The sequence below is a fragment of the Clostridium ganghwense genome (assembly GCF_026735165.1).
Lineage (GTDB): Bacteria > Bacillota > Clostridia > Clostridiales > Clostridiaceae > Clostridium_H > Clostridium_H ganghwense.
In genome coordinates this window covers 359,429-384,175 of the sequence record NZ_JAPQES010000001.1, presented here as the reverse complement: position 1 = coordinate 384,175, position 24,747 = coordinate 359,429, and the positions used below count along the sequence as shown (strand labels likewise).

Sequence of the window (24,747 nt, the reverse complement as noted above, 5' to 3'; positions counted from 1 at the left end):
TAAATGAAGGAGATACATATGAAAAATATACTAAGTGTAGAAAAAATAGAAAAATATTATGGGAAAAAAGGAAATGTAACTAAGGCATTAGATAATATAAGCTTTAAGGTAGATAAAGGTGAATTTGTTGGAATAATGGGGCCATCAGGAAGTGGTAAAACTACATTGCTTAACTGTATTTCAACAATTGACAACGTAACAACAGGTCAGATTATCATAAATGATCAAAATATTACAAAGCTGAAATCCAAGAAATTAGATAAATTTAGAAGAGATGAGTTAGGGTTTATATTTCAAGATTTCAATTTGCTTGATACATTAACTGGTTATGAAAATATAGCTTTAGCGTTAACAATACAAGAAAGGAACCCAAAGGAAATAGATGGTTTAATAAAGATGGTTGCAGAAACACTTGGAATCTCACCAGTTTTAAATAAATATCCTTATCAAATGTCAGGTGGGCAGCAACAAAGAGTAGCATGTGCTAGAGCAATAGTTACCGATCCATCATTAATATTAGCAGATGAACCTACAGGAGCGTTAGATTCTAAATCGGCAAGACTACTATTAGAGTCTTTTGAAAGATTAAACAAAGAGTTAGAGGCTACTATATTACTTGTAACTCATGATGCTTTCACTGCAAGCTATGCTCATAGGATATTATTTATAAAAGACGGTAAGATATTTAATGAATTAGTTAGGGGAAATGATTCTAGAAAAGAATTTTTTAATAAAATTATTGAAGTTGTCACACTTTTAGGAGGTGACGTTAACGATGTATTTTAAAATGGCTGTTAACAATATAAAAAAGAGTTTTAAGGATTATGCTATATATTTCATAACACTTACATTAGCAGTATGTATATTTTATAATTTTAACTCAATTGATTCTCAAACAGTAATGTATGAGATGAATAACTATCAATTACAGAGTATAAGTGTGTTATCTAAGGGAATATCATATATATCTATATTTATATCGATTGTTTTTGGTGGATTAATTATATATGCTAATAACTCCTTAGTAAAAAAACGTAAAAAAGAGTTTGGAATATATGCTACATTAGGTATGGCTAAAAGGAAAATCTCTCTAATATTAATTTGTGAAACCCTTATAGTTGGGATTATATCATTAATTGTAGGGTTATTGTTAGGAATAGTATTATCACAAGGAATTTCAGTGCTTACAGGAAAATTGTTTGAATTTACTATGACTGAATATAAATTTATCGTATCTATGAGTACAATTAATAAAACCATTATGTATTTTGGAATAATGTTTATGCTAGTTATGATATTTAATACAATAGTTGTGTCAAAACATAAGTTAATTGATATGATAAATGCTTCAAAGAAAAATGAAGATTTAAAGCTTAGAAAGCCTATAATTTCAGTTATAATATTTATTTTAGCATTAATTGTTTTGGGTAGAGCTTATTATTTAGGATGGAAGTTTGCACTTACTCCTAAAAATACGAACTTTCCTTTATCTATAATATTAGGAAGCTTGGGTACTTTACTATTTTTCTTTGGATTAGCTGGGGTTATATTAGTTATACTTAGAAAAAGTAAAAAAATATATTTGAAAAAGTTAAATATATTTGTTATAAAACAGTTTAATAATAAGATAAATACAAATTTTATATCCATGGCAATAATATGTCTTATGTTGTTTTTAACTATTGTAATGTTATCATCTAGTTTAAGTTTTAAACATGAAGTAGAAAAAAGATTAAAAAATGTAATGCCTTTTGATGCAGAAATTGAATTAAGAATTCCTTCTGATAATAAACAAGAAGTGAAGGATATAAGAGAAGCTTTGAAAAAAGTAGGGTTTGAATTAAAAGACTATTATAAGTATAATATTATAGATTTTTATGGGACAAAGGTTAAAACTTCTAGTTTACTAAATGAATATGCAAATGAAAATTTAAAGAAAAGATTAAGAAATTATGCTTGGGAGTTAGGTGCTGTAAAAATATCGCAATACAATGAAATGAGAAAATTAAGAGGAGAATCCACCATAGATTTAAAAGAAAATGAAGTTTTATTAATAACAGATGATGTCGATGAAAATGAAACATTACAGAATTTAATAAAAAATAAAAAGGAAATAAAGATTGACAATAAGAACTATATTATAAAAAATAACATAGGTATAAAAGAAGATTATTATGGTTTAACTGCAGTAGTACCAGATTCTTTAGTGAAAAATATGACTAAATACTCCTCGAAAATGCATATAAATGTAAGTGAAAAGAATAAAGAAGAACTTGATGATGCAGTTAGAGAAATAGAGGTAAAGTTTAAGAATGTAGACTATGAGCGTGACAAGCTTTTAAAGAAATATGGATTTATTATATCTGCTTATACTAAAACTGGAATGGATAATAAAGTTAAAAGTGCTGTAGGTACATATTTATATATAGGAATATACTTGGGATTTGTGTTTTTGATATCAAGCGCAGCAATATTAGCAATTCAACAATTAACGGAAGCTAGTGATAGCTTAAATAGATATAAGGCGCTAAAAAATTTTGGAGCATCTGATGATATGATAAATAAAAGTATATTTGCTCAAATTTTCATACATTTTATGCTGCCTCTTGGTTTAGCTTTAATACATTTTGCAGTGGCACTACAGATTATAAAAAGAATGTCTGAGTATGCAGGGGTATTAACGATTTTAGATATTGGACCAACTATGATGGTAACTGCAGGTGTTATTATTATAATATATGGGGGATATTTTTACGCTACTTATTTAGGATATAAGAATATAGTTAAAAATAATTAATAACAATTAATAACAAGACATAAACCCATCACGATGTATCAACACACTTTGATGGGTTTTTATGTTTATAAATAAACTATATTTTTTCATTTTCTTCAACTTTTCCATTAGGGAATTTCCACATGTTAGGAAGAGACATTCTAGGAGAATGAAGATCACACAACATCTCATTATTATCATTTTTTTTCTTTTCATTTTGTTGCATTTCAACAATCATAATCATATCTGCTGGGCTCAAATTTTCTACTTGGGCTAAGATTGATGGATCTGCATCTTTTAAAGGAATTGTTTTAATACATTCCTTCTTAATTCCGCCTTCTACAAGATATAACTTTATTACCCCACCTTCTAAAAAGTATTTATAAGCTCTATCTTTAGGTTTATTTGCCCTGAATTTTTGAATATCAAAAACTTTCTTTTCTTCATTACATTCTTCGATATTTTTTTTGTGTGTATTTTTTTGATAAGAAATGTTATTGAGTTGTATTTTTTCCATTAAGTAAATCTCCTTTCTAAAATAATATATATTAAATATTAGCATTTAAAGAAAATTATTTCAAATGAAAATATTGCTAAAACTATAGTAAAGATGATAATATTTTTAATGACTTTAAATAAGAAATTCACCTTTCATAAAATAGGGAAAGGGGGAATAAGGGGGAGACTATGTATTGTCCAAAATGCAAAAGAAAATATACTGATGGAAGTTTAAGATGCAGAGAATGCAATGAAAAACTAGTAGTAAGATTGCCAATGGAAAAAGTTAAAAAGAAAAAGGAAATTCAGCATCATAATTCAAGATTAAAAAACAACAAAAGAGATATCATAGGAGAATTGTTCCTTAAAATGATATTTTCTAATAAACCTTTGCATATTTATATTTTGGGATTTTTAATAGGTGGATTAGTAATATATTTTGGTGCAATGGAATTAGCTTTTGAGAAGATGGATTTAAAAGATGCATTGCTAGTAGTGAAGATTCTTGAAAAATTTAAATTTATACTGCTAACAATAGTGCCTTTAATACTTTTTGTATATGGAATAGAGGAGTGGAGATGCTACGAAAAACTAAAAATGAAAAATAAGACTGCTGCAGTTATAATGAAAGGTATGTTAATACTGTTTATAGTTACTGCTGAAATTAATATGTTAAGTAAACCAGTCCTTGATTTTATTTACAAAGACCATTACATATCCAAAGGTACAGTAACTAGTATTTATAAAGAAAGACGATATGGAAGAATTACTATATACGTTGACCACAAAGGTTACTCATATACAAAAAGATTAAGACGTGTGACAATTGGAAAAACATATACTTTTACTTATTCTAGAAGAAGTCATCTAATACTTGATATTAAATAATATAGGTCCACTATAAAATTGGTAGTATCAGGTGATTTTGTGAGTGGTATTTAAAGAGAAAAAAAGCTCTGCAGTTATAAAATACTGCAGAGCTTTACTTAGGACAATAGAAACTTTGCTTTCTTGGATCTGTGATAAATCACAAGAAGGTTTATCTAAATAAGAAATTTTTTCAAGTAATTAGTTATTTACTCTATTACGACCACCAGTTTTCGCTTCGTATAGAGCTTTATCAGCTTTGTCAATTACCTGTTCTATAGTAATTCCATCACAAAATTCGCTTACACCGAAACTGGCTGTTAAATTACCAACTCCAGTGAAGGAATAACCTTCTATTTTTTTACGTAGATATTGAGCTAAGAGTATTGCTTTACACAAATCAGTATGTTTACAGATAATTAAGAACTCTTCCCCACCCCATCTACCAACAACATCAGTTTTACCAATATTACTTTTTAATAGGTTTGCTATTTCGTAAAGTACTTTGTCGCCAACATTATGTCCATAAGTATCATTCATTCTTTTAAAATGATCAATATCTAATATTATTATAGAACATTTTTCTTTATATAGATCATAAGATTTTTTTTGATTTAATAGTATTTTGTCAAGCATCATTCTATTGTAAATAGTAGTAAGATTATCTGTTTCAGATAATTTTTTTAATTCTATCATAAGATTTTTATTTTCTAAATTGATTTTCAGCCATTGAATTACAGATTCAATAAGTTTAGATATGTTGATAAATGATTCTCTCCATTCTTTCAATAAGTGTTTTGAACTGTTGAAATCAATTATCAAAAGTCTTTCTTTATTAGGCATTGTGTCATCATTAATTTTAATGATCATTGTGTAATCTTCATTTCCAGTTGAAATAGGCAAATTAAGATAACCGCTTTTTTCAATTATAAGTATTTTGTTTTCTTCTGTAAGAGTATTTTTTGTGATATATTCTTTAGCATATTCGATAATAGATTTTTTATTTTCATCAAGGGTTTCGGATTTGTCAGAATTAGGTTCAAGGACAGCTTGTAGTATTTCAGGAGGTTCATTTAATATTGCACTTAAATTATTATAATAATCATAATCTTCGTTCTCAAGAAGAAGGGCGGAGATATTTGCTTCAATATACATAATCATTTTCAAAAATTTTTCATAAATTAGAAGTTGAGTTACTGCATTAACTGAGTGCATATAATAATCTAAAGTCCTCAATTCACAAAATGTTCGTTGAAATTCACCATCATCACTGTATTTTGATGTACCATTTAAAGCAACTTCTATAACTACTCCATCTTTACGTTTTAGCTTTAAGCATACATTATTTACAAAACCATAGTCTTTAAGATGAGGAAATTCTGTTTTGGTTTTTGAAAGACTTTCATCTACAAGAAATTCTCCAAAAAAATGACCTATAACTTCTTCTCTTGCATAACCAGTCATAAAAAGCCACCCTGGACTGACATCTATTATAATACCTTCCTTGTTCAAAGACTGCACCATTTTCTTTGTACTTTGCAAATCCATTGAATGTTCTCGTGTATTAATCATATTAATAGCATTTTCCATTAATAATTTTCTTTTTTTAATCATTAAAACACCTCAAAAATTCATTTTAATTAAAAATACATTACGCAATTAAAATATCAATAATTATAACTATTATACTATAATATACTTATTTAAAATATCAATAATCATTATATGGAAATAATAATATATTATAAAAAATTTTTTTATATAGTGAAAGGAAAGTGTAATTTAAGATATAATATTTTTATAATTCAAGTAGATATAAGTGAAAGGATAAAGATTTTAAAATGAGAATAAATAAACTTCTTAGCAATTTGGGCTTGTGTTCAAGAAAAGAAACCAATAGACTTATTGAGGCAAATAGAATAACAGTAAATGGACGGCTTTGTGAGCCTGGGCAGTGGGTAGAAGAGGATGACATTATTCTTATCGATAATGAGCCTATTCCAGTGAAAGAGAAAATTTATATTGCATTAAATAAACCAGTAGGGATTACCTGTACTGCAGCCAAGGAAGTTAAAAGCAATATAATTAATTTTATGAATTATCCAGAATATATTTTCCCGGTTGGCAGATTAGATAAAGCGTCTCAAGGGTTAATACTAATGACAAATGATGGAGAGTTAGCAAATAAAATTTTAAAATCAGAAAATGAACATGAGAAAGAATATATAGTAACTGTTAATAAACCTTTTGATGATTTGTTTATGAAAGGAATGTCTGAAGGGGTGGAAATTTGCGGAGTTAAGACAAGGCATTGTAAAGTGAGCAGAGTTAGTGAAGATACTTTTCGTATTATTCTTACGCAGGGACTTAATAGACAAATTCGTAGAATGAGTAAAGCTTTTGGATATACAGTTGTGCGACTAGAACGCATTCGAATTCTTAATATAAAAATTGATGGGATAGATATTGGCAAGTGGCGTAATCTTACAGAGAAAGAAGTAATAGAATTAAGGAATTTATGTATTTAACAATAAAACTTCTTAAGAATTTAGAGATTTAAGTTCTTAAGAAGTTTTTTGTTTAATAAGAAAATACTGAAAATTCAGAAAAAACCTTTTCATTTTTATTAAGACATGCTATAATATACACAAGAAGAAGAAAAAAACTTCTTGCAAACCCTAATATTAAAGGAAAATTAGTTTTAAAGTAAAGAAGTATGTAGGTTAAGAATTAAGAATCAAAGAATTAAAGAATTAAGAATCAAAGAATTAAGAATCAAAGAATTAAGAATTAAAGAATCAAAGAATCAAAGAATCAAAGAATTAAAGAATTAAAGAATTAAAGAATCAAAGAATCAAAGAATCAAAGAATTAAAGCAAGAAAAAGTGTAAAGTGTTTTAGAAAGTAAAATTTTAGATTTACCGAAATATCAATTAAAGAGTATGCAAGTGCAATTGGAACCGAGGTAATTAGGAAGGAAAGTTTTGTGATTAAGGAAACAAAGAATCAGTTTAAAAATGAATTAGGGTTTGCTTAATAGCCAGTTTATAGATTTTATATAAACTGGCTATTATCATAGAGGAGATTTAATTATGAAAATAATAACTTATTCCTTAAGAAATCATAAGGAAAAGTCGGAACAATATTATAAAGATGTTTCTGTTTTTACTGATAATGTTTTAGAGAAAGCTTATACAGAATTAATAACTTTTCTTCAGGATATTTGTGATTTTATATCATCTAGTAAGGTTGAAAAGATAAGGAGTAAAGATGAGTATATTATAGATTTTTTAGCTCTAAGTGTATTTTATAAATTATATATAGGTAAAGCAAAAGGATTGCATACAATTCCACAGAGAATATTAAAGAATATATCATATAAGCGTGATAATAAATATTTAAAAACAAGTATTGATCATATTAGAGGTATACTAATTACTTTGTTTGCTGTACATGATAAAAGAGATTCATTATATGATTTAAATAGTATAGAAGTTCTTATTAAGTGGATGATGGCAGTAGGTGATTTTAAACAGGAAGTTACAAGATTTAATATTATAACAAGTTTTCTCACTGAAAAAGATGAAGCATATGTTAAAAATTTTTTAGATACAATTTTAGACTTTGGAGAATGGTTTCAGCATGAAAGCAAACAAGCTTTAGGAATTTACACATGTAATGTAGAAAAGTTTTTAGAAGAAAATCATAAATCTTATAGATATAAGGAAGATTTTGTTTTCTGCGGTAGAAAGGAAGTTGAATACCATCTTAATATGGTTGGTGCAGAAATAATGAATAGAGCCTTTAAAGAAGATTTTCTTAACACAAGAAGAAAACTTCTTTTGCTGCCAGCATGTATGAGAAAAGCTGGGAGCAGTTGTAAAGCTGTTAAGACAGAGCAAGGATATTCTTGTATTGGATGTAGGCAAGACTGCCGAATAAATGAATTAACTAATTGGGGTAAAAATAATAATTTACAAGTTTTTATAATACCACATCAATCAGATGCCTTTTCAAACAGAAAAATAAAGCTAGGAGAAATTGGAATCATTGGAGTGGCATGTGTTTTGAACTTGTTAGATGGGGGCTGGAAGGCTAAGGAGTTAAATTTTGTTCCACAATGTGTATTATTAGATTATTGTGGATGTAAAAATCATTGGGATAAAAATGGAGTACTTACAGATATTAATGTGAAACAAATTGAAAGAAAACTATCAAGATGTATAAATACATTTTGATAGTTTTTTTATTTTACTTAAAATAATAGCTTATTTAATATATTATCAAATATGGAATAAAGTGAAACTTATGGTAAAATGAATAAGCAAGAAAAGATTGAAAATAAATAGAAATTATAGAATAGTCTGACAAGTTCCTTTGACAAGGGAACTTATTAGACTATTCTTTGATATAGGGTGTTTGCTAAAATAAAACTAAGATGAGGTGAGGAAATGATTAATGAAAGAGAACTAAAAATAATAAATTTTCTGATAGATAAAGATCATTACATTACTGGAGAGGAAATTTCATCTTTTATAGGGATCTCATCTAAAACCTTAAGAGTAGATGTAAAAAATATAAACCAAAAGCTAAAAGCAATAAATACAGAAATAGCTTGTGTAAAAGGAAGAGGATATATATTAGATACTTTAGATAAAAATGCATTTAATAGAGAACTAGTTAAATTATATGAAGAAAAGGTTAACAATAAAAACTTTATTCCAACTACAGCTAATGGTAGAACAGCCTACATTATAAAAAGACTATTAATATTAGAACTTAAAGAAAACAAAGGTATAACTCATAGTGAATTATGTGATGAATTATATATAAGCTTAACTACACTAAAAAGTGACTTGATAACTGTAAAGAAAAAGCTGCATAAATTTAATATACAAATACTAAAAGACGGTTTGAGGGGAATTGCTTTAAAAGGCAGTGAAGATGACCTTAGAAGCTGCATAAGCTATTTTATTTTTCGTTGGGATGAAAACGATATTGTAGATTTGGAAAATGTGCAGGCTATATTTAATAAAGATAAGGCTAAACAAATAGAAGAAATATTAATAAAATCTATAAATAAAAACGGTATAACAATTACAGATATGAGTTTTTATAACCTGTTAATTCATATTCTTATAGCAATTAAAAGAATCGAAAATGAAAATACTGTACAAGTAGTTGAGTTTATAGATGAACTAAAAAATACCTTTGAATTTCAGGTAGCTAAGAATATTGCAAATAGCATATTTGAAGTTACCCAAACAGAGTTACCAAAGGAAGAAATATATTATATAACTCAACATCTATACACTAGAAAAATAATTGATAATGCTAGGGAACAACAAGAAATAGATGTGCAAGATGAATACAACGTATTAGTAAAAGAAATTTTAGAAGAAATAGAAGAAGCTATAGGCATTGATTTTAAAAATGATAAGGTATTAATTTGGAGTTTAGCAACACATTTAAAGTCATCTATCAACAGAATAAAGTTTGATATGCATATAACAAATGATATGCTTCAAGAAATAAAGAAAACCTATTCCTTTGCTTATAAAATTGCATCTATTTCAGGTAATTATCTAGAGAAAAAAATAGGTAAAGAAATTAATGAAGATGAAATAGGATTTATATGTTTACACTTTGCAGCAAGTCTACAAAGATTAAAGGGAGAAAAGGGTAAAAACAAATTAAGAACCCTTATAATATGTGCTTCAGGACTTGGAACATCAATGATACTTTCAGCAAAGATAAAAAGTGATGTCAATAATAAAATTGAAATAGTAAAAGTACTTCCTTTAAACGAATTAACTTCTGTTAATAAGGAATCCTATGACTTAATAATTTCAACTATTAAAATTGATGCTAATGCTTATGGAGTACAAGATAAAAAGGTTATATATGTATCTCCTATCTTAAAGCCAAAGGATATGTGCTATATAAAGGATTTTGTTGAAGAAAGCAGTGATGAGTTTCTTTTAAGATTTTTAGAATTTACAGAGGAGGAGCTATTCTTTGTAGATAAGGATTTTAAAACCAAAGAAGAAATATTAAATTTCATGCTGGAGGAAATGGTTTCAAAGGAGTATTTAAATGAAGAAGATAAAGCGTATTTCTTTAAAAGAGAAAATATATCTTCAACAGAAATAGGAAATTTAATAGCTATTCCTCATGCAATAGATATTAATCCTGAAATAAGCAAGGTATGTATTTTAGTAAATAAGAAGCCTATACAGTGGGAAGAAGAGAATGTAAGACTAGTAATTCTTATGAGTATTGAAAAGGAATTGTATTTGGAATTTGGTGAAATACTTGAGAATTTGTATACACAGTTTAGTGATGAAGAAAAAGTTATAAAGTTGGTAAATTCAAGGAACTATAAAGAGTTTATAAAATTATTGAGATAAGGAGAAGAAAAATGGATATAACAACTATGATAACGACAAATACAGTGGAATTAGATGTAGACTTAAAGTCAAAAGAAGAAGCATTAAGTTACATTACAGAAATTTTAGAAAGAGAAAAAAGAATAACTAGTAAAGAAGAAACATTTAAGGGTTATGTAGATAGAGAAGAACAATGTACTACAGGTATTGGATTTGGATTAGCTATACCTCACTGTAAGGTTGAAAGTGTAGTAGAACCAACTATAGTTTATTTAACCTTAAAAAATCCTGTAGATTGGCAGGCATTAGATGATAAACCAGTAAAGATAGTTATAGGATTAGCTGTACCAAAGAAGGATGAAGGTACACTTCACTTAGAAATATTATCAAGTCTAGCCTCGAACTTAATGGAAGATGAGTTTAAAGATAGCTTGTTTTCAATGAATAGTAAAAATGATTTAATAAAATTTTTATATAACAATCTTTAAATATTATAAGGGGGAATTAATTATGAAAATTGTAGGAGTAACAGCTTGTCCAACAGGAGTTGCACACACAAATATGGCAGCAAAGGCATTAGTAAAAACAGCAGAAAAACTAGGACATATTATCAAAGTAGAAAAGCAAGGAGCATTAGGAATTCAAAATAGGTTAACTAAACAAGAGATAGAAGACGCAGATGTTGTAATATTTGCAGTTGAGCAAAAGGTAAGAGAAAAAGAAAGATTTACAGGGAAAATAATACATCAGGTTCCAGTAGCAGCGCCAATTAAGAATGGTGTAAAAGTAATAGAGGATGCATTGAATTTACTTAAATAAAATTTTTAATATTAATATGAGGGGGAAATATTAATGAAAGAATTTTTTCAAAGTCTTAAAAGACACGTTTTAACAGGAGTATCCTACATGATTCCATTTACTATTGCAGGAGCGGTAATAATGGGAATTGCAAGAGTTGGTGCAATGATTTATGGTGTCACAGATATATGGGATGCAGCTCATGAAACAGCAGGAGGTTTGGTTCCGTTCTTCCACACTTTAGACGGTTTAGGTGGATTAGCTTTGGGATTAATGTTACCAGTATTTGCAGGGTTTATTGCATATTCAATAGCTGATAGACCAGCTTTAGTTTCAGGTTTTGTTGGTGGTATGCTTGCTAACAAGCTTGGAACAGGATTTTTAGGTGCATTAGCAGCAGGGCTTATAGCAGGTTATTTAGTGAAGATAATGGCTGAAAAAATTCAGCTGCCTGAAAGTGCAAGCAGCATAGTACCAGTGTTTATATTACCAGTGTTTGGAACTTTATTTACAGTTTTAATAATGCAATATATCATTGGTGGTCCATTTGCAGCATTAAATAGTGGTTTAGTAAATTGGATGAGTACAATGAGTAAAGGAAGTGGATCATTAGTAATAGCATTAGTTGTTGGTGGTATGGTTGGTTTTGACCTTGGTGGTCCTATAAACAAAGCAGCAGTAGTTACTGCAATGGCTTTAATTACAGAAGGTTTATTTGTTGCAAACACAGCAGCTCAAGTTGCTATAATTATACCAACTTTAGGTTATGGTATGGCTACATTAATTAAAAAAGCTAAATTCTCAAATGAATTAAGAGAAGCAGGAAAAGCTTCATTTATAATGGGATTAGTAGGAATATCAGAGGGTGCTATTCCATTTACACTAATCAATCCAATTAAAATGATTCCAGTAAACGTAGTAGGATGTGCTGTTGGATCAGCAGTTGCAGTTTCATTAGGTGCTGTAAATACAATTCCAATCTCAGGCATTTATGGATGGTTATTAGTTAAAAATTGGCCAGTATATGTTTTAGGAATATTAGTTGGAGCTTCAATAATTGCAGCAGGAGCTATTTTCTTAGGAACAGGCTTTGATGCAACAGATGAAATTGATGCAGTAATGTAATAATCAGTTATGGAGGAGATGAATATAAAAATTTATTATTTAGTTAATCATACTCATTGGGATAGGGAATGGTACTTTACAACTATGGATGCATTGGTTCTTAGCGATCAAGTATTTACAGATGCATTAGAGGAACTTAAAAATAATAAAGATGCTAAGTTTTGTTTGGATGGACAATCATCTATTATAGAAGAATATCTTTCAATTAGACCAGAAAAATTAGTTCAAATAAAGAAGCTTGTAAGTGAAGGTAGATTATTTATTGGACCATGGTACACTCAAACAGATGCTCAACTAGTTTCAGGAGAATCTATCATTAGAAACCTAAGTATAGGAATTAATGAAACAAATAAAATAGGTAAGCATATGAATGTTGGGTATTTACCAGATACCTTTGGATTTAATGCTCAAATACCAACTATACTAAAAAGCTGTGATATAGATAATGTGATTTTCTGGAGAGGAATAAATTATGATAAGCACGTAAAATCACCTTATTTTCTTTGGCAAGGTATTAGTGGTGATAAAGTATATGCAGCAAACTTCATAGATGGATATGGGAGTGTTCCAAGACTGTATACAACAGAAGAATTTAGAGAAAAGAAACTATTTCCTTTAGCTAATAAAATTAAGAAACTATCAAACTTAGATGAAATAATTATACCTATTGGAAATGACCAAGTTGAAATGACTCATGATTTAAATAAGAAAATAGAAGAAATAAACAAGCATACTGAGGATGTATACAAGCAAAGCACTTATGAAGAATTTATTGATATCCTTAGAAAAAATAAAGAAAAACTAGAAACATATGAAGGTGAATTTAGAGAACCAAGAACAGGAAGAGTACACAAAACTATCGGGTCTGTAAGATATGATATAAAGAAAACCAATTTTGATGTGGAGCAATTATTGATAAATAGAGTAGAGCCATTATATGCAATGGCAAAAAGCTTAGGAATTGATATAAGCAGAAATTTAATAATTAAAGCTTGGAAGAAAATTATGGAAGGTCAAGCTCATGATAGTATAGGGGGATGTATTACAGATAATGTGGCTAAGGATGTTTTATATCGTATGAAGCAAGCTAGAGAAATCTGTGATGGATTAGAAAATCTTATTAAAAAAAGAATAGCTGAAGGTATAGAAATTAAGGAAGATCAGGTTATTGTGTTTAATACTCTGCCATATAAGTATTCAGGTTATAAAATTGTAGAATTTATGAGTAAGAATAAAGACGTTTCAATGGAAGGCGTAGAAGAGTTTACTATACTTTCAGTGGAGGATTTTGAAGGAAAGAAAAATATTCTAATAGAAGCTCCAGAAGGAAACTACTATATAAATGAAGAGCCTTATTGCAAGATTACTGCAATGGTTAAGCTAGAACTACCATCTATGGGATACAAAGTATTTAACATAGTGAAAGATAGTGCAAAAGAAGTAGAAGCTAGCAGGGAATTACAAATAAGTAATGGGGAATACAAAATTTTTGTAGAAGAAAATGTACTCTGTATAGAGTTAAAGAATGGAACAATAATTAAGGATTTTATAAAATTTGAAGACTGCGGTAATGATGGTGATACCTACGATTTCTCGCCATTGAGAGAAGATAAACAAATTTGTTTTACAATTACTGAAGGAATCAAAGTTTATGGAGATAATATTGAAAAGTTAATATTATGTGGTAAAAAATTATTACCTAAAACTCTTGAAGATAGACTTACAAAGAAAGAATTAGGGGAGTTAGATATTAAGTTAGAAATAAGCTTAATAAAAGATTCTTCATTAATTAAGTGTAAAATAATGGTGGATAATAAAATAGAAAGCCATAGATTAAGAATAGGAATAAAATCAGATATATTGGCAAAGGAATCAATAGCTTCAATTCCATTTGGATATATCAATAGACCTATACTTAATGGAAAAATTAGAGAATGGAATAAAAGCTATCTAGAAATACCAATTGATATAGAAGTATTTGATAGCACAGTATCTATTACAAATGATAAAACCACATTATCAATTTATTCAAAGGGAATTAAAGAATATCAAGTAATAGAAGATACAATGTACTTAACTTTACTTTCAACAACAGGACAGTTAGGTAAACCTAACTTACTATACCGTCCAGGTCGTGCATCAGGGGATACGACAAAGCAAGGTCATGTAATGATACCAACACCTCTAGCCCAAATTCAGGGAGTAAGCCAATTTGAATTTGCAATATCATTGATAGAAGAGAAATTTAATGAGCATGTGGTAGAAAAAAGATATGAAGCATATACCTCACAAGATATTTCATACCAAATGCAAACATTAAACAAATTTATACACAGAATAGATAATAAAATTCAACCAACTCCAAAAGCAAGGGTTAAATACCAAAAAGAATATAGCTTGCTATCTATAGGAGAAGAAGTTGCATTTAGTAGTATTTCACCATCACTTAAAGATGAGGCTCTGCTGCTAAGATTAAAAAATTCTTCAAAAGAGAAAATTACATTAAATGAGTATAACTTTGAAAACTTCACAAAATGGGAATTGGTAAACAATATTGAAGTAGCTAAAGAAAGTAATAATCTAGCAATAGAACCATATAACATGATTACTATTAAGTTATATAAGTAAGTGGGGAATTGAGGTTAGTTCAAGTAATACTATGCTAGTCTAAAAGAGGGGGATTTTATGTTAGGAAAATTTATAAAAAAAGTTTTAATTACTACCATGGTCATATGCTTTAGTAGTATTAGTTTTTCTACTTATGCGTATGCTAGCCCTAAAGTTGTTACTTCATCAATTAATAATGAGCAAGGAGGGAAAAATTTTACCTTCGCACATATTACCGACATTCATATGGGAAGAGATATTGATGACTATGGTACTGAGGGATATGATGATGAAGCGCCAGAAGGAGATGTAGGAGTTGCAGCACAGAATTTAAGAGACACTGTTAACTGGATTAATGAAAATTACGAGAGCAAAGGGATAGAATTTGTTATTATAACTGGAGATATAAGTGACAGTGCTGAAAAATCAGAATTTGTGAAGGCAAAAGAAATTCTTGATACACTTGAAATTCCATATGTTCCGCTTACAGGAAATCATGATATATGGCCTTATACTTCTAATGATGAAGCTCCAGAAGCTGTTGGTGAGCAATATTTCATGGAGGTTTTCGAAGATACTTTTGATTCTTTGAGTACTCATTTTGAGGAATGGGATGATGGTACAAGATTAACAAAGACTTGGAATCCTGAACAGAACTGTTATAATTACTTTCAAAATTTTGCATTTAACTATAAAGGATATCATTTTATGTGTGCAGACTTTAATGCTAGATTTCATTCTAAGACGGTAGGAGTACCTTCTGAGGCTAGTTTATATGATTTTTCAGGAGGAACGTGGTCTTGGTTTAAAGATCACTATAACGAATATAAGTCAGATGAGGAAGATAAAATGCTAATATTTGCACACCATGGTCTTACAAATGATTTTAAAAGTACTTTTTCACCAAACGAGTATAAGAAGGTTAGCAGTTTTTTATATGATAATGGGAATATCAATCGTACAGGACTTTGGTGCTATGGACATATGCATATGAACATAGAGGCTAATGCTTATAAGCTAGGATCACTAGGAGCAATATGTCCTAGAATACAAACTGCTGCTTGTAAAGATGGGGACGGTAAGTTGAGAGTTATTACAGTATGGGGTGCTGAATAATTTATAAAATATAGAAGTTATGTGCTATCACATAACTTCTATATTTTATATTTGTTATTTATTTAATATCAAATGCTTTTTTTAATCCTTCTTTTATTTTATTATCAATTGCATCGCTATGACCGCTTTCGTCAGATATAACAGTAGCATTTTTTGATTTTAAAAACTCTATTTCTTTATCATTCAATTTACCAACTTGTTCATCTGTTTTACCGTACACATAAGTTACCTTTGATAAATCATATTTATCTAGTTTATTTGTATACCTATTTCTACCCAAACCAGCAGCTAGTTTATACATATTTTTTTCTGTAATATCAGTTACATCTTCAAGAACTGGTTTTACTCCATTTACATAGTGTCCATTTTTGCCTTGGCTAAATCCTTTCCAAAACATTTCATTAATATTTAATCTTCCAACCATTATTAAGTATTTGTCTGCTGCATCAACGCCTTTTTCAGCTATTAATTCTTGAGTCATAAATGCTCCAAAAGATATACCTAAAACATATACTTTTTTATTTTGATCCTTATAATATTTCACAATTTTATACAAGTCTTCTACACTTTGTTTATCGTATTTTATTGCTTCATCAAAAGATATTTCTTTTTTAATAAATAATTCAGGTTTTTTTGTTTGTGATTGATGTACATTTACTATCAAATAATCTTTTGTATTTACTGAAGATAAAATTTCCTTTAATTCATCATTCATAAGTTCAGGAACAGGTCCACCTTGAGTATTAATTATTACAGTATCACTTTTTTTATTACCATAAATATAAGTAAGTGAATTAATTTCTTCATTATCTGTAACTATAGATGATTTGTTTGTCTTATTTGTTCCACATCCAGTAAATAAAATACCAATCATTAAAGTGATAATAATTGATTTGAAAAATGTTCTCCCTTTTGACATAATTATCAGCTCCTCTTTTGTTCACTGCTATTTTAGCAAGGTTAAGTTTTTTACTTTATATTTATAATAACTAATTATTCTTAAATCACCCTTAAAGTGACCTTAAATTATTATGAAGATATACTTAAATTTACTCAGTAATTTCAACCCTATTTCTTCCATTTTCTTTGGCTTTATACAATCCTTTATCTGCTCTATTTATTAAACTCTCAATTGTATCTCTATTTTTATAAGTTGCTACACCAAAACTACCAGTTCTTTTATTTACAACTGAAAATTTATAAGTTTCAATTGCTTTTCTTAATCTTTCAGCCATATGTAATGCTTGTTGCATAGTGGTGTCAGGACAAATAATCAAAAACTCTTCTCCACCCCATCTACCAACCATATCACTGTTTCTAATGTTATTCTTTAATATTTTACATGTTTCAATTAATACTTTGTCTCCTACATTATGTCCATATGTGTCATTAACAGATTTAAACCAATCTAGATCCAAGAGGATAATTGAAAACTCTCTACAATACCTTTTGGCTCTATTATATTCACATTCTAAAATTTCATCTAATTTTCTGCGATTGTAAATATTCGTTAATCCATCTTTTATTGAGATAGCTTTTAATTTTTCATTCATCTTCTCAATTTGCAGGGTCTTTTCTTTAAGCTCTTCATTGTTTTGGTTAATAATTTTCTGATTTATAAATTCTTTCACATACTTTTCATAATTAATTATTGAAGCAATCCAAGAAATAATATTATTAGATAAAATATCTTGTATGTAGCTATTTTGTATAATAGTTGGTTGAAATATTGGAAATGCTACAATTAAAATCGCACTAGTTAGCCCATACACAAAAAAGCTTTTAACAGGATGAAAGCAAAAAATTACAGCAAATCCATAAAGCACTGCAATGTATATAGTTGGTAGTGGAAAAACATTATTTGGTATTAGAAGCCCTCTTATTATTGCAATTAAAAAGCCATAAAAACCAAAACTAATTTCATAAATTTTATGAAGCCAAGAGGTGCAAAGAGGTCTTTTCATTTGAATATATATACTTACAATAGCATAAAACAACATAATAATAGCAGTGAAAAAGTGAACCTTTTGAATAAAACTTCCAGGTTCTCGTACATATAAACAATAATACATCTGTTCTATTGTTAAATAAACAGATAAAAACAATATGCTTAAATTATTATGCATAAATCTTTTTTCAAAAAAATCCTGTTTATGCTGTAGTAAAACAGGATGAAAAAGGTTTTTATGAAACGAAAACATGGTAACCCTCCAAGTAATTAATACTTTTTTACATGCTTTTGCATATTTACTGTAAATATTGAAGAGAATTTTGGCTTAGGGTATAGTGTTGAAAATTTATTAAGGAATAATAAAGTTTATAACATGTGAGTGCTGAAGAAGTCTATCAAGAATAGAGTTAGTTATCATAGAGCAACTAAAGATTTTTAGTCACTTCTGAAAGGGGTGATTAGTAATTAAAATTGTATTTTTACCTATATATGGATAACTTTATTTTACCACTAACATACCATATTTGTCCAATAGTAAAATAGCCAGTTTATAGATTTTATATATAAACTGGCTATTATTATGAATTTTTAATGTATCTATTAAAGTTTATTACCTTCTACATATCGTGCACAAATATTTCTATCATCACCAATATACAAGAATCTTTCTAATCTATCTTTTAAAGTATATCTATCGGATATCAACCTATCATCTTCGATAACTAATGCATCAAAACAATATCCTTCTTCAAAGCTTCCAATTTTTCCAAAAAATTGTCCGCCTCCTTTAGTTCCTAAATAAAATGCTTCTGACACACTAAGTGGTTCATATTCTGGTTGATTCATACTTAATAATTTAGATAATTGGATAGCCCTAACTATTGCTTCATTTAGAGCAATTTTATGTCCGCCTGCTATATCACTACCTAATCCAACTTGAATACCCATGTTTAAATATTTTCTCAAAGGCATTATCCCACTTCGCACATTAATATTTGAATCGGGACAATGTACTAATGTTACTTTATTTCTTTTTACCTTATCGATTTCAGAATTATCTAAATAAATACCATGTGCCATGACTGTAGGAGTTTGTCCAAATAAAGAGTGCTTATCATAAACATCTAAATATTTTCTTGAATCAGGGAAAAGCTGCTGTACCCAATTTATTTCATCAGTATTTTCACTTAAATGAGATTGTACAGGTACATTGTATACTTTAGCCAATTTACCTAGTTCCTCTAATAATTCATCTGTACTTGTAGGTGCAAATCTTGGTGTTATAATGGGTTTAACTAATTTTTCATTATTATATTTTTCTATAAGATATTTTGTACCTTTTATTGATTCTTCTGTAGTTTCAATAATAAAATCAGGAGCATTTCTATCCATATTCACTTTACCTACATAAGCACCAATTCCTTTTTGTTTCAATATATCAAATAATACTTCTGTACCTTTAGTGGATGAAGAAGCAAAAATACATGCTCTAGTGGTACCATTAGCTATTAGTTTATCTGCAAATTGTGTATAAACTTCTTTTGCAAATTCCACATCTTGAAATTGTCTTTCCAAATCAAATGTATAATCATTTAACCAATCAAGTAATTGGTTGGTCATACCCATTCCACATTGAAGAAATTGAGCGGCATGTAAATGTAAATCAACAAACCCTGGAATGATTAATCTATCTCCATAATCTTCAACAGTACAATCCATATATTTTTCAGGTAATACTTTATATATGCCTTCTACCTTTCCATTAACCGATACTATATAACTATTCTTACAAATTTCAAATCTATCAGATGTTTTTGTAAATATAATATTTCCTTTTAGTATTAAAATATTTTTCATTTCTATTTCTATACCTCCTAATTTTTAGGCTGAAAACACAATTATATTTTTGTAGTTTATATATTTAAGTAATTATTATACCATAAATTACATTATTAGATAAAAATTTCAGTTGAAGAATATTAGAAGAACAATGGTTTTGCCAAATAAAATATTTGCTGCCAATATATTGACAGAATAAAATCAACTATGATATGCTAATAAAAAACATAGGTTAAACGTTTAAAAAACTTTTCATTTAAAACATTGTCATGCAATTATATAAAACATTTTATATTTTTTTACCCAATCGGTTAAACGTTTAACAAGATTATTATAATTAATAGAAGAGGTGGTAAAATGTTTGGTAAAATAAAACGTTTTCAACAGGAAGATAATAAGATTTTCATTGAATTTGAAGAAAAAAAAGTAACAGTAGAAGTTATTACTCCTTTTATTATAAACTTTTTTGCGCCTATTAAAAGAGAACAGCGTTTATCTAAAGCAGTAGAAAACTTAAAAATACAAGAATGCAGCTTTAATGTGGAAATGAAGAAAGAAAGTATTGAGATAACTACGGACGAGCTACAAATTTATATTTTTGATAACTTTAAAGTGGATATTTACGATAATGAGGGAAATGTATTGTGTCAAGATTATCGTTATGATAGAGAGCCTTTTGTACGAAGAGGTAATGGTGCAGATTTGGCAGCAGCGGAAGGACATAAAGTAGGAGAGGAATCCGGAAAATATACCGTAGAAGTAGTAAAGAAAATGGAAGATGATATGTTCTTTTATGGGCTTGGAGAAAAAACAGGTCATCTAAATAAAAAAGGATATCATTATAAAATGTGGAACACTGATGATCCTAGACCGCATGTAGAAAGTCATGAAGCTTTATATAAATCCATTCCTTTCTTTATTGCACTAAAACAAAAGAAAGCTTTTGGAATTTTCTTTGACAATACTTTTGAATCTCATTTTGATATGGGAAAGGAAAATAGTGATTATTACTATTTTGGAGCAGTAGATGGAAATTTAGATTATTATTTTATATATGGACCATCAATCAAAGAAGTTTTAGGAGGATATACTCATTTAACAGGAAAAACTCCTATGCCACAACTTTGGACTCTTGGATATCAGCAGAGTCGTTGGTCTTATGCTCCAGATAGCAGAGTGTGGGAACTTGCAGATAATTTCAGAAAGAGAGACATTCCTTGCGATGTATTACATTTAGATATAGATTACATGGATGGATATAGGGTTTTTACATGGGATAATGAAAAATTCCCTAATCACGAAGCAACAGTTGGTAAACTAAAGGAAAAGGGATTTAAGGTAGTAACTATCATTGACCCAGGAGTAAAGAAAGATAAAGGTTATAATATTTATGATGAAGGTATTAAGAATAATTACTTTGCTACAGATAAGGATGGAGTACCTTATGTAAATAAAGTTTGGCCTGGAGATTCTCTATATCCTGACTTTGCAAATGAGAGAGTTAGAAAATGGTGGTCAGAAAATCAGAAAATCATGATGGATTCTGGAGTTTCAGGTATTTGGAACGATATGAATGAACCTGCAAGCTTCAATGGTCCGTTGCCAGATGATGTAATGTTCAATAATGATGGCGTTGTGGCAGACCATAGAGAAATTCACAATGTGTATGGACATTATATGTCTAAAGCTACTTATGAAGGAATTAAGAAATGTACTGGGAAAAGACCATTTGTTATTACTAGAGCTTGCTATGCAGGAACACAAAAATATTCTACTGTTTGGACAGGTGATAATCAAAGCTTCTGGGAACACTTAAGAATGTCTGTTCCTATGTTAATGAATTTAGGATTAAGTGGAATGAGTTTTTGTGGTACTGATGTAGGAGGATTCAGCTTTGATTGTACTGCAGAGCTTTTATCAAGATGGGTACAAATGGGATGCTTTACTCCATTATTTAGAAATCATGCATGCAGTAATACAAGAGATCATGAACCTTGGGCATTTGATTCTGCAACAGAAGAAATTAACCGTAAATATATTAAACTTCGTTATAAACTTATTCCTTATATTTATGATCTTATGTGGGAAGGTGAAAATACTGGACTTCCAATAATTAGACCTCTTATGCTTCACTATCAAGAAGATGCAAAAACTTATGAGATTAATGATGAATTTTTATTCGGTAAAAACATTCTGGTAGCCCCAATATTAGAGCAGGGTAAAACTGCAAGAATGGTATATCTTCCAGAAGGAGATTGTTGGATAGATTATTGGACAAAAGAAGTCTTTGAAGGTGGACAGTATATTATAAAAGAAGCACCTTTGGATGTATGTCCAATCTATATTAAAGAAGGCAGTATCCTTCCAAACTATCCTGTACAAAATTATATTGGGGAAAAAGAAATTGAAGCATTAACTTTAGATATTTATCCTCCTAAGGAAGGAACAGAAGTGAAGTACGTGCATTATCAGGATGATGGAGAAAGCTTTGAATATCAAAATGGAGAGTTTAATTTATATGAGTTTACAGTAAGAAGAGAAGCAAAAGGTATTGTTATTGATATACACAATACTCATAAAAAATATAGAAATGCTTACAAAGGATTTAAATTTAAGGTGAATGGTATACAGATTTCAGAAATTTTAGTAGAGGGAAAATCAGTTAACTTTAGTATAAAAGATGGAGTTGCTGAATTATGAAGTCTAAAGTTACAATAAAAGATGTAGCAAAGGAGGCTGGAGTTTCTACAGCCACAGTGTCTTATGTAATAAATGGAGTAGACAAGGTTACAGAAGAAACAAGAGCTAAAATTTTAAAAATAATAGATGAACTTGGTTATAAACCAAATTTAGCTGCTCGAAGCTTGGTAAAAAAAGAAAATAGAGTTGTTGGTATCTTTGTTCCTTGGTCGGAAAGTTATCAAAAAACTATATTCACAGAAAATCCATTCTTCCAAGAATTTTTAAGTGGAGTAGAATACAAATGCAGAGAATATAGATACAATACTTTGATAATATGTGTTAAGGATGAAGATGAATGCATAAAAACTTTAAGAAGTGGTTCTCTGTCAGGTTTAATAGTATTAGGAGAATACAATAAGAATATTTATAAAAGATTAGAAGAAGTAGATATTCCTGTAATTATGATTGATCATCAGAAAATCAGTGATAAATTTACTTATATATCTTCAGAAAATGAAAAAGGAGCTTACTTAGCAACGGAATATTTGATTAAGAAAGGTCATAAGAATATTGGATTTTTAGGTCATCCAGCACATAAGGATAGATACGAAGGATATTTAGAGGCTTTAAAAAAGTATAATATTGATCCTAAGAGTGATTTTGTGTTCGAATCAGAAGTTAGTTATGAAGGTGGAAAAAAAGTAGCTCTTTTAGTAAAAGAAAAAGTAGAGGAAATCACAGCTATATGTTGTGTTTCGGATATAATGGCAATAGGTTTAATTAAAGGACTTTATAAAGAAAAAATATATGTACCACAGCATATTTCAGTAGTAGGATTTGATGATATTAAAAATAGTGAGTATTTTATTCCTGAACTAACTACTATAAGGCAAGATATATTCAGAAAGGGTGAAAAGGCTGCAGAGGTAGTAATAGATAGTGTAAATACTAAAAACTATGCTGCTAGAGAATATGTAATGCCCGTAGAGTTAATTGAAAGAGAATCAGTAGTTGATAGTAAGGGGTTAGCCAAGGGGTGTTAACAAATTATAAATAGCATCAAATTCAAAATGCAGAGACTTAAATAGATTTGTGTAAGTACAAATTTATTTAAGTCTCAACTTTTTTACTTACTAGGAAATTATAAAATTTTATAATTTCCAACCTTTGTTCTTGCAGTACATCATATAGTATTTGCTAGTACTGCATTGCTAATCATATAACATTTTGTAAAGTGGAGTATCTTCCTGAATAATATCCTGTATTTCGTATACTGAGATTGGAAAATAAGGAAAGCCATATGCATATGCGGTTAATTCATATAATTGAAAATATATTACTAAAGCTTTGTCAGCTATATAATAGTCTTGATCACTAGTTTTAATACCTTTAAATTCATTAATTAGATGAATATCGCGTTCCTTTATTTGTTTAGAAATAATGTCGGATAGTATTTCCATATAGTCGCTTTCGGGTTTAAACAAATTATATAATTGATATATTCTCCCTGTTTGTATATCAAATGTTAATGACTTAATAATGGTAAAACCATGAGCAGCAGGATACGCCATAGTGTAATTGCCTATGGATAAACTTAAAACACCTCTTTCGTTTGTTTTAATTTCATACCAACCATTAACTTCCATTTTAGGTATCTGCGGGTATCCTTGAAGAAAAACTAGTTGATTGATCTGATCAACATATAGCTTGTTAACAAGAAATAGTATTGCATCATTTATTTTCTTTTGAACAGCCTTATTTGTCATACAAATAACCTTCGGATATTCTATAACTATCTTGTGGCCTGGTTTAATCAATCCTTTTGTTATAATCTGAACAGAATTCTGTATGTAGTTCATATACTATACACCTACCTACCCACATAATAATGTTACAAAATATAATATTCAAAGGTGCATAAGGTTGTTAACATTTTAGAGATAAGAGAATTAAGAAATTTATATACTTAACAATAAAACTTCTTAAGAATTTAGGAATTTAAGTTCTTAAGAAGTTTTTGAAATAAGAAGAAGTAGAGTGTTTTTTAGTAAAACAAGAAAATACTGAAAATTCAGAAAAAACCTTTTCGTTTATATTAA

19 protein-coding genes are annotated in these 24,747 nt (G+C 28.8%); 13 read left to right on the top strand and 6 right to left on the bottom strand.

Annotated elements, in window-relative coordinates:
• Positions 1 to 18 precede the first annotated feature (18 nt).
• Both OXH55_RS01720 and OXH55_RS01715 read left to right on the top strand, forming a co-directional pair.
• On the top strand, positions 19 to 786 hold the full coding sequence (locus OXH55_RS01720) for an ABC transporter ATP-binding protein (RefSeq protein WP_268047692.1): 768 nt from the start codon (positions 19 to 21) through the stop codon (positions 784 to 786).
• Positions 776 to 2,797, top strand: a complete 2,022-nt coding sequence (locus tag OXH55_RS01715) for an FtsX-like permease family protein (RefSeq protein ID WP_268047690.1) — start codon at positions 776 to 778, stop codon at positions 2,795 to 2,797. The genes OXH55_RS01720 and OXH55_RS01715 overlap by 11 nt, the downstream gene beginning before the upstream one ends.
• A 76-nt stretch (positions 2,798 to 2,873) precedes the next feature.
• On the opposite strand, the gene OXH55_RS01710 is transcribed toward OXH55_RS01715, so the two are convergent.
• Positions 2,874 to 3,293, bottom strand: a complete 420-nt coding sequence (locus OXH55_RS01710; protein WP_268047688.1) for an NUDIX hydrolase — start codon at positions 3,291 to 3,293, stop codon at positions 2,874 to 2,876.
• Positions 3,294 to 3,463: 170 nt separating this feature from the next.
• On the opposite strand from OXH55_RS01710, the gene OXH55_RS01705 reads away from it, so the two are divergent.
• Complete coding sequence (locus OXH55_RS01705; protein WP_268047687.1) at positions 3,464 to 4,162, top strand: hypothetical protein; 699 nt, start codon at positions 3,464 to 3,466, stop codon at positions 4,160 to 4,162.
• A gap of 180 nt (positions 4,163 to 4,342) precedes the next feature.
• Here OXH55_RS01705 and OXH55_RS01700 read toward each other — a convergent pair whose 3' ends face one another.
• Positions 4,343 to 5,755: a sensor domain-containing diguanylate cyclase gene (locus OXH55_RS01700; protein ID WP_268047685.1), complete on the bottom strand. Its 1,413-nt coding sequence runs from the start codon at positions 5,753 to 5,755 to the stop codon at positions 4,343 to 4,345.
• A gap of 227 nt (positions 5,756 to 5,982) precedes the next feature.
• Here OXH55_RS01700 and OXH55_RS01695 point away from each other — a divergent pair, with 227 nt between their 5' ends.
• From OXH55_RS01695 to OXH55_RS01660, 8 genes are all read left to right on the top strand, one after another.
• Positions 5,983 to 6,669 carry a pseudouridine synthase gene (locus OXH55_RS01695; protein WP_268047683.1) on the top strand — a complete coding sequence of 229 codons (687 nt, stop codon included), beginning with the start codon at positions 5,983 to 5,985 and terminating at the stop codon, positions 6,667 to 6,669.
• 564 nt (positions 6,670 to 7,233) lie between these two features.
• Positions 7,234 to 8,379, top strand: coding sequence for a DUF116 domain-containing protein (locus tag OXH55_RS01690; RefSeq protein ID WP_268047681.1), 1,146 nt, complete (start codon positions 7,234 to 7,236; stop codon positions 8,377 to 8,379).
• A 213-nt stretch (positions 8,380 to 8,592) separates the two neighbouring features.
• Entirely contained in the window at positions 8,593 to 10,551 is a 1,959-nt protein-coding gene (locus OXH55_RS01685; protein ID WP_268047679.1) for a BglG family transcription antiterminator, read from the top strand.
• A gap of 11 nt (positions 10,552 to 10,562) precedes the next feature.
• Complete coding sequence (locus tag OXH55_RS01680) at positions 10,563 to 11,018, top strand: PTS sugar transporter subunit IIA (protein WP_268047677.1); 456 nt, start codon at positions 10,563 to 10,565, stop codon at positions 11,016 to 11,018.
• Positions 11,019 to 11,040: 22 nt separating this feature from the next.
• Positions 11,041 to 11,349: a PTS fructose transporter subunit IIB gene (locus OXH55_RS01675; RefSeq protein ID WP_268047676.1), complete on the top strand. Its 309-nt coding sequence runs from the start codon at positions 11,041 to 11,043 to the stop codon at positions 11,347 to 11,349.
• Between the two features lie 33 nt (positions 11,350 to 11,382).
• On the top strand, positions 11,383 to 12,453 hold the full coding sequence (locus OXH55_RS01670) for a PTS fructose transporter subunit IIC (RefSeq protein ID WP_268047674.1): 1,071 nt from the start codon (positions 11,383 to 11,385) through the stop codon (positions 12,451 to 12,453).
• Between the two features lie 18 nt (positions 12,454 to 12,471).
• Positions 12,472 to 15,081 (top strand): glycoside hydrolase family 38 N-terminal domain-containing protein, encoded by a 2,610-nt coding sequence (locus OXH55_RS01665; protein ID WP_268047672.1) that lies wholly within the window; start codon positions 12,472 to 12,474, stop codon positions 15,079 to 15,081.
• Positions 15,082 to 15,138: 57 nt separating this feature from the next.
• Positions 15,139 to 16,176, top strand: a complete 1,038-nt coding sequence (locus OXH55_RS01660; protein WP_268047670.1) for a metallophosphoesterase family protein — start codon at positions 15,139 to 15,141, stop codon at positions 16,174 to 16,176.
• Between the two features lie 58 nt (positions 16,177 to 16,234).
• Here OXH55_RS01660 and OXH55_RS01655 read toward each other — a convergent pair whose 3' ends face one another.
• From OXH55_RS01655 to guaD, 3 genes are all read right to left on the bottom strand, one after another.
• Entirely contained in the window at positions 16,235 to 17,095 is an 861-nt protein-coding gene (locus OXH55_RS01655; protein ID WP_268047669.1) for a hypothetical protein, read from the bottom strand.
• Between the two features lie 130 nt (positions 17,096 to 17,225).
• A complete protein-coding gene (locus OXH55_RS01650; protein ID WP_268047667.1) occupies positions 17,226 to 18,377 on the bottom strand; it encodes a GGDEF domain-containing protein in 1,152 nt (383 codons plus the stop codon).
• A 350-nt stretch (positions 18,378 to 18,727) separates the two neighbouring features.
• Entirely contained in the window at positions 18,728 to 19,984 is a 1,257-nt protein-coding gene (gene guaD, locus OXH55_RS01645; protein WP_268047665.1) for a guanine deaminase, read from the bottom strand.
• A gap of 339 nt (positions 19,985 to 20,323) precedes the next feature.
• Between guaD and OXH55_RS01640 the strand changes: the two genes are divergently transcribed.
• Together OXH55_RS01640 and OXH55_RS01635 are read left to right on the top strand one after the other, a co-directional pair.
• Positions 20,324 to 22,666, top strand: a complete 2,343-nt coding sequence (locus tag OXH55_RS01640) for a glycoside hydrolase family 31 protein (RefSeq protein WP_268047664.1) — start codon at positions 20,324 to 20,326, stop codon at positions 22,664 to 22,666.
• Complete coding sequence (locus OXH55_RS01635; RefSeq protein ID WP_268047663.1) at positions 22,663 to 23,691, top strand: LacI family DNA-binding transcriptional regulator; 1,029 nt, start codon at positions 22,663 to 22,665, stop codon at positions 23,689 to 23,691. Before OXH55_RS01640 ends, OXH55_RS01635 begins: the two co-directional genes overlap by 4 nt.
• 168 nt (positions 23,692 to 23,859) lie before the next feature.
• On the opposite strand, the gene OXH55_RS01630 is transcribed toward OXH55_RS01635, so the two are convergent.
• Positions 23,860 to 24,507 (bottom strand): DUF3298 and DUF4163 domain-containing protein, encoded by a 648-nt coding sequence (locus OXH55_RS01630; protein WP_268047662.1) that lies wholly within the window; start codon positions 24,505 to 24,507, stop codon positions 23,860 to 23,862.
• Between the last annotated feature and the right edge of the window lie 240 nt (positions 24,508 to 24,747).